The sequence below is a fragment of the Rhizobacter sp. genome, assembly GCF_035702065.1.
Classification (GTDB): domain Bacteria; phylum Pseudomonadota; class Gammaproteobacteria; order Burkholderiales; family Burkholderiaceae_C; genus Rhizobacter.
On the sequence record NZ_DASSRA010000194.1, the window covers coordinates 1 to 6,467 of the forward strand.

The window sequence follows — 6,467 nt, forward strand, 5'->3', positions numbered from 1 at the left end:
TCGACGCCATCACCGGTGCGCCGGTGCTGGGCCCGGTCAACGCCAGCGTGACCAACGTCGACCCGGCCCGCGACCCCGAACGCATGCCCGGTGGCTACACCACGCTGCAGGCCGGCGCGGTGCGCGCCATCGAGAGCTTCGGCGCGATCAAGGTCGACCTGCGCGACGCCACCGGCCGGCGCCTGCAGCTGGCCCCCGGCACCGACGCACGCATCCGCATTCCCCTCTCCACGCGCTCGCCCAACCCGCCGGCCGAGGTGCCGCTGTTCCACTTCGACGAGGCCAGCGGCCGCTGGGTGAAGGAAGGCATCGCCCTGCTGCGCACCGCGCCCAATGGCGAGCGCTACTACCAGGGCGACGTGACCCACTACAGCTACTGGAACGCCGACATCGAGGCCGAGACCGTCGAGGTCGAAGGTTGCGTGCAGCGCGCCGACGGCTCGCCCGCCGCCGGCGTGATCGTCAGCGGCAGCGGCAGCGACTACTCGGGCCGCACCTCGGCCATCACCAACAACGAAGGCCGCTTCACGATGTCGGTGCGCAAGAGCGCGATCACCAGCATCTGGGCCGCGACCGACACGCAGGTCACGCCGATCACCGAACTCACCGTGGGCGAGGTCGGCGGCGGCATCACCGGCCCGTGCATGCGGCTCGAGGCCTCGACCTCGCCCGTCCCCGGCCGCCTGTCGCCACGCATCATGCGCAACCCGCGCAGCACCACCGTGCAGGCCGGCGACGCTGCCTTGCTGCAGGCCGTGGCCGAAGGCACGCAACCCCTGACCTACAGCTGGAGCCGCGACGGCCAGCCCATCGCCGGCAGCAACACGCCCTCGCTGTGGGTGTTCAACACCTCGCCCGCCGACAACGGCGCCACCTTCACCGTGACGGTCACCAACGCCGCCGGCACGGTGACGAGCACCTCCGCACGCCTCACCGTGAGTGGCGACGCCCTGCCGCCCAGCATTGCTGCCGCACCGCAGAGCGCGACGGCGGTGGCCGGCGACACGGTGGCCTTTGCCGTGGTGGCGCAAGGCAGCGGCCCCTTGAGCTACCAGTGGCTGCGCAACGGCGCGCCCATCGCCGGTGCCACCCAGGCCAGCTACCAGGTGGTGGCGAACGCGGGCGACAACGCCGCGCTCTTCAGCGTGCGCGTCAGCAACACCGCCGCCACGGTGGAAAGCGCGGCCGCCACGCTCACGGTGGTCTCGCCGCAGTCGGCCCCGGTGATCACCACGGCGCCTTTCAGCATCGTGGCGCCGCTCGGCGGCAACGCGAGCTTCGCCGTGGCCGCCACCGGTGCCGGCCCCATCAGCTACCAGTGGCAGCGCAACGGGGCCAACATCCCGGGCGCCATCGGCAACACGCTGACCATCACGCCGGTGACGGCAGCCGACAACGGCGCACAGTTCCGCGTGGTCGTGAGCAACAACAGCGGCAGCGTGGCCAGCACGGACGCCACGCTCACCGTGAGCACCGGCACCGAGGACCAGCAGGCCCAGGTGCTCAAGCTGATGATGCTGTGGGGCGATGGCCTCACCGCCGCCGGCGCACCGCTGCAGTTCGTCGACGACGACTTCCGCGCCAAGGCCATCGGCGACATCTGCAGCGGCGGCAACGCCACGCTCACGCTGGACGGCGCGGCCGCACCCGCCGCAGGCCAGAGCTACCCGCTCGGACAGCACACGCTGGCGGCGCAATTCAACGGCTGCACGGCCGAGTTCGGCGTGGGCTATGACGGCCGCAGCAGCCTGGCCTACAGCTTCGCCGACGCGGCGCAGCGCACGGGCTCGGGCGAGGCCACCGTCACCAACTTCGTCCACACCGACGTGGACGACAACGGCGACCCGTTCTCCACCCGCGTGAACGGCAACGCACGCCTGGAGATGGACGGCAGCCTGAACGGCAACGTCGAGACCGTGTCGCTGCGCTTCATCCCCGCGGCCGGCCTGGCACTCACCGATGTGGCCAGCGGCACGGTGACCACCTTCGGCAGCGGCAATGTGCGCTCGCACAACGTCAACGTGGCCACCGCCGCCGGGCCGCGCCCGCAGCTTGCGCGCCAGGAGTACACGCAGCTGAGCTTCACGCGCAGTGGCATCGCCTACGTGGTGGATGGCTTCGTGCAGTTCGACTTCGACGAGCAGGGGCGGCTCAGCAGCGGCAGCGGCACGGTGACGATCACCGCCAACGGCCAGGTGATGGCACGCGTGAGCGGCAGCAGCGGCGGCTATGCGGTGGAGGTCGTGTCGGCGCCGCAGGGCGCGAGCGCGCGGGCCATCCAGCGCGTGCGCGTGGGCAGTGCCAAGCCGCCCGCACTCTAGGAACGCACCGAAGGCACGAAGGCGTCCGTGAAGCAGAAACCCTCGGCCAGCCCCTGGGCCATGAAAGCGGGCACCGCCGTCTCGACCATCCTGACCGAGCCGCACACGTAGACCTCGTGCTCGCGCAGGTCGGGGAAGTCGTGCAGCAGCGCCTCGTGAACCAGCCCGGTGCGGCCCTGCCAGCCGTCGCCGGACTCGGGTTCCGACAGCACCGGCACGAAGTGGAACTGTGCATGCTCGCGCTGCCACTGCTCGGCCAGCGCCATCGCGTAGAGATCGGCACGGGTGCGCACGCCCCAGTACAGCCACATCGGCCGCGCCACGCCGCGCGACAAGGCGTCTTCCACGATGCTCTTGATCGGCGCAAAGCCGGTCGCCCCGGCCACGAACACGATGGGGTGCGCGCTGTCGCGCAGCGTGAAGTTACCCAGCGGCCCTTCGAAGCGCAGCGTGTCGCCCACCTTCATCTGCGTGAACACCTGGCCGGTGAAGCGCCCACCGGGAATGCGCCGCACATGCAGCTCGATGTGCCCCTGCACCTGCGGCGGGTTGGCAAACGAGAAGGCGCGACGCGCGCCGTCTTCGAGCAGGATGTTGATGTACTGCCCCGCCTTGAAGGCAAGCCCCTCGCCGCCCGGCAGCACCAAGGTCAGGCGCATCACCTCGGGCGAGAGCCTTTCCATGCCGGTCACCTGGGCCCGGTACTCGCGTATCGGCACACGCACTGGCGCACCACCGGGCTCGGACTCGACCTCGATCTCCACATCGGACAAGGCCTTGGCGCAGCACATCAGCGTCTTGCCCTGTGCACGCAGCGCCTCGGGCAAGGCGCTGGGCTGGAAGGCGCCGTGGTCGACGCTGCCGTGCAGCACGGTGCACAGGCACACGCCGCAGCCGCCGTTGCGGCATTCATAAGGCAGCGCCAGGCCCTGGCGCAGGCCGGCTTCAAGCAGCGTCTCGCCGCTGCGCACATGCAAGGGCTCGGTCGAGGGGTGGATCGTCAACAGATGCTCGCCCTTGCTGTTGCGCCTGAAGTTCGGCGGCAACCAGGGCAGCGCCACCAGCAGTGCGCTGCAGCCGGCCACCAGCGCCCACACCTGCCCCATGGGCCACAGGTAGAAGAGCGGAAACAGCGCCAGGAAGAACCAGTCGAACTGCAGGCTGCCCACCGCCACGCCGAGATGCGCCGCGCCGCCCTGGCTCAGCGCAGGCTGCACGAACGACAGCACGAGCAAGGTGAGCAACAGGCTGGCCATGATGGGCCGTGGCGGGTTGGTGCGGGCCTTGGGCACGCGCTGCACGTGGATGAACATCAGCAGCAGCACCACCAGCGGCACACCGATGTGCATGAAGGCCAGCAGGGAGAAGAAGCGGTCAGTGATGCTCGTCGGGTAGATGACGTTGCGCATCAGCGTGCCGCCGAAGCCGGGCAGCCAGTCGATCCATTCGAAGCTGGCGGTGATGACGAACTGCGCCATCTGGTCCCAGGGCAGCATGTAGCCGTTGATGCCCGAGACGTAGACACCCCAGATCAGCGCCACGCCGGTCAGCCACGAGAACCAGCGAAAGCCGCGGAAGCGGTCGAAGGCGAAGTGGCGCAGCATGTGCAGCAGCATGGTGAAGACCATGGCGTCTGATGCATACCGATGCACGCTGCGCAAGACGCCCCCGGCAAACCACTGGCGGTGCGTGAGCGCCTCGACCGAGGCGTGGGCCCCGGCCACGCCGGTCTCGAAGAAGGCGTAGAGGTACAGGCCGCTGGCCGCCACCACCCAGAACAGGAAGAAGGTGATGGACCCGAGCTGGTACAGCGGGTTGAGCCGGTCGCCGAAGGCCGCATTGAACAGCGCCTCGACGCGCATGAACAGCCATTGCAGCAGGGCCTGCAGCTTCTTCATGCGGGCTTCGTCTCTGCGGGTGCGCGCATCGCGCCGACCACTACCACCACGAAGAGCAGGCCGCCGACGATGGCGATGAGCCCGCCCAGCCCCATCAGGCCCATGCCGGCCACCTCGGAGCTGCTGCGCAGCACCTGCTCGGCCCCTGCCACCTTGCGCTGCACACCATAGCCGCCCGACCACACCAGGCCGAGGATGTGCGTCAACTGCCCGGCCCCGTACAGCACCGGCTGCAGCGTGGCGAGCCGGCCCCTGGGCGCGCGGTAGCCCAGCTGCGGCAGCAGGCGGTAGACCAGGCCCATCAGCGCGAGGGTCACACCGACGATGCAGCCGTGGTAGTGCGCCGGGATGCGCACGTTGCTGCCGGCGATGAACACACCGATCAACCCGCCCGAAGCAAACAGGACCATCGAGGCGACGAGCGCCGCACGCAGCGGCCGCTGCTCAGGGGCCAGCCGCGCCAAGCCGCGCAGGGCGACCGTCACCGCCAGCGCGATCGGCGCGATCGCCAGCCCGCCGCCCATGCGCATGGCCCAGGTGTGCAGGTTGCGGTGCTCGACCGAGGCGATGTCGTGTGCCACATAGGCATAGGGCGTGACGAAGACGCTGGCGAGCGCCAGGGCAAAGAGACCCAATGCGACGCGCGGGCTGAGCGGCACGCGCGCGCCGCAGGCGCTGGCCAGCCACAGCCAGGCCACCAGCATCAGCAGCGTCCAGGTGAACTGCAGCGCGTGTCCGCCGCCCCAGTACAGGATCTCGTAGTAGGCCTTGCCCGCCAGCGACTGCGGCAGCACCGCGAACGACCAGCCGAAGGCCAGCAGCGCCACCGCGGTGGCCACTGCGCTCGCGTTGAGGCCGAAGCGCAACGCCCCCTCACCGTCGAAGGCGATGCCGATCTTTGGCGCGGCCCACAGGCTGCGCAGCACCAGCAGGCCCACCCCGGCGGCGAACACCAGCAGGCCGGCGATGAAGGGCGTGCCGTCGAGCATGGGGATGTAGTTGGCCATGACGGCCTCGCCGCTGCCGAGGAAGGGCGCAAGCGACATCAGCGCCGCCCCCGCGCCGCACAGGCCCAGCGCCGCCCACGCCCAGCCCAGGCGCCGCGGCGTGCCGTGGATGCTCCACAGCATGCCGGCCAGCGCGATGAACCACACCAGCACCGACAGGTCGACATGCACCACCAGGGCCACGCGGAAGAAGTCGGCCACTGGGAAGAGCTTGTTCAGGCCCGGCGTGCGCGACAGCACCAGCAGCACCGAGAACAGGCCCGAGCCGATCAACGCCAGCAGGCCCAGCCAGAGCCAGCCGCGGGCGAGGCGGCGGCGGGCGTCGGTGGGCACCGGCAGTGCGTAGTCGGCAGAACCACTCGTCACCCCGGCGAACGCCGGGGTCCACTGCCTCGCTGTGCCAACGGCTGAGACAGGGGGCAGTGTGGGCCCCGGAGTTCGCCGGGGTGACGTGAGTTGGGTGCTTGGGGTGTTCATTGGAGCGTGATCTGTTGGGTCGCGGTGTCGAAGTCGATCACCAGGATCTGGGCCGGCGCGAGCATGACGGTCTCTTCGCGCATGTGGTTGAAGCCGGGGCTGCGCGCGTCGTCCTTCATGCGCACGGCCACGCGGTGCACACCGGCACCGAGCGCCAGGCGGTGGTAGACCGACGAGGCACCGTCTTTCGACAGCCCCGAGGGCTTGGCGGTGTGCTGGTAGACGCGGGCGCCGTCGATGTCGAGCTCGACCACGATGGGCGAGCGCTCGCGCGGGCAGCGCACCGGGGCACGCATGTTGGGCGGCAGCTTGGCCAGCTCTTCGGGCGTTTGCGAGAGGCACTCGGACACCGGCTTGCCGGTGTGGCTGAAGCTGATCTTGACCAGCGACTGGTCGCTCGCCAGGTGGCGGTACGGCGGCCAGCGCGAGAACACGCCGATCAGCAGCGCGAAGAGCGCGTACAGCAGCAGCTGGCCGGCCCAGGCGGCCGGTGTGGTGGTGGGTGCGGTGGGCTTATCCATGAACGAGTGAGGCGCGGTGGCGCAGTTGTTCGAGCGCGGTGCGCAGGCTGGCTTCATCGCCTGCATCGGCCCAGGCGGTGGCGATCTGCTCGCGCGGGACCGAGGCGCGCAGGTGCGGCTCGCGGCTGCCGTTCAATCGCTCTTCGGTCCAGCGCTGGCCGAGGCGGAACTCGCAACCGCCTTCGCGGCAGCCGCTCACCAGCACGCCGGCCGCGCCATCGCGCAAGGCGTATTCGACGAACG

The 6,467-nt window shown here is 70.1% G+C and carries 4 protein-coding genes and 1 pseudogene; 1 reads left to right on the forward strand and 4 read right to left on the reverse strand.

All coding sequences use genetic code 11. The features are described from left to right. A pseudogene (locus VFL64_RS09050) lies at positions 1-2,321 on the forward strand (hypothetical protein); the annotation flags it as partial. On the opposite strand, the gene VFL64_RS09055 reads toward VFL64_RS09050, so the two are convergent. The 4 genes from VFL64_RS09055 to VFL64_RS09070 form a co-directional block, all read right to left on the reverse strand. Continuing rightward, complete coding sequence (locus VFL64_RS09055) at positions 2,318-4,219, reverse strand: 2Fe-2S iron-sulfur cluster-binding protein (protein ID WP_489540054.1); 1,902 nt, start codon at positions 4,217-4,219, stop codon at positions 2,318-2,320. The pseudogene VFL64_RS09050 and the gene VFL64_RS09055 overlap by 4 nt on opposite strands. Beyond that, complete coding sequence (locus tag VFL64_RS09060) at positions 4,216-5,592, reverse strand: cbb3-type cytochrome c oxidase subunit I (protein WP_489540055.1); 1,377 nt, start codon at positions 5,590-5,592, stop codon at positions 4,216-4,218. Before VFL64_RS09060 ends, VFL64_RS09055 begins: the two co-directional genes overlap by 4 nt. Positions 5,593-5,699: 107 nt before the next feature. After that, positions 5,700-6,224 carry a hypothetical protein gene (locus tag VFL64_RS09065; protein WP_489540056.1) on the reverse strand — a complete coding sequence of 175 codons (525 nt, stop codon included), beginning with the start codon at positions 6,222-6,224 and terminating at the stop codon, positions 5,700-5,702. Further along, positions 6,217-6,467: hydrogenase iron-sulfur subunit (locus VFL64_RS09070; protein ID WP_489540057.1), on the reverse strand; the 251-nt coding region annotated here is incomplete at its 5' end. The genes VFL64_RS09070 and VFL64_RS09065, both read right to left, overlap by 8 nt.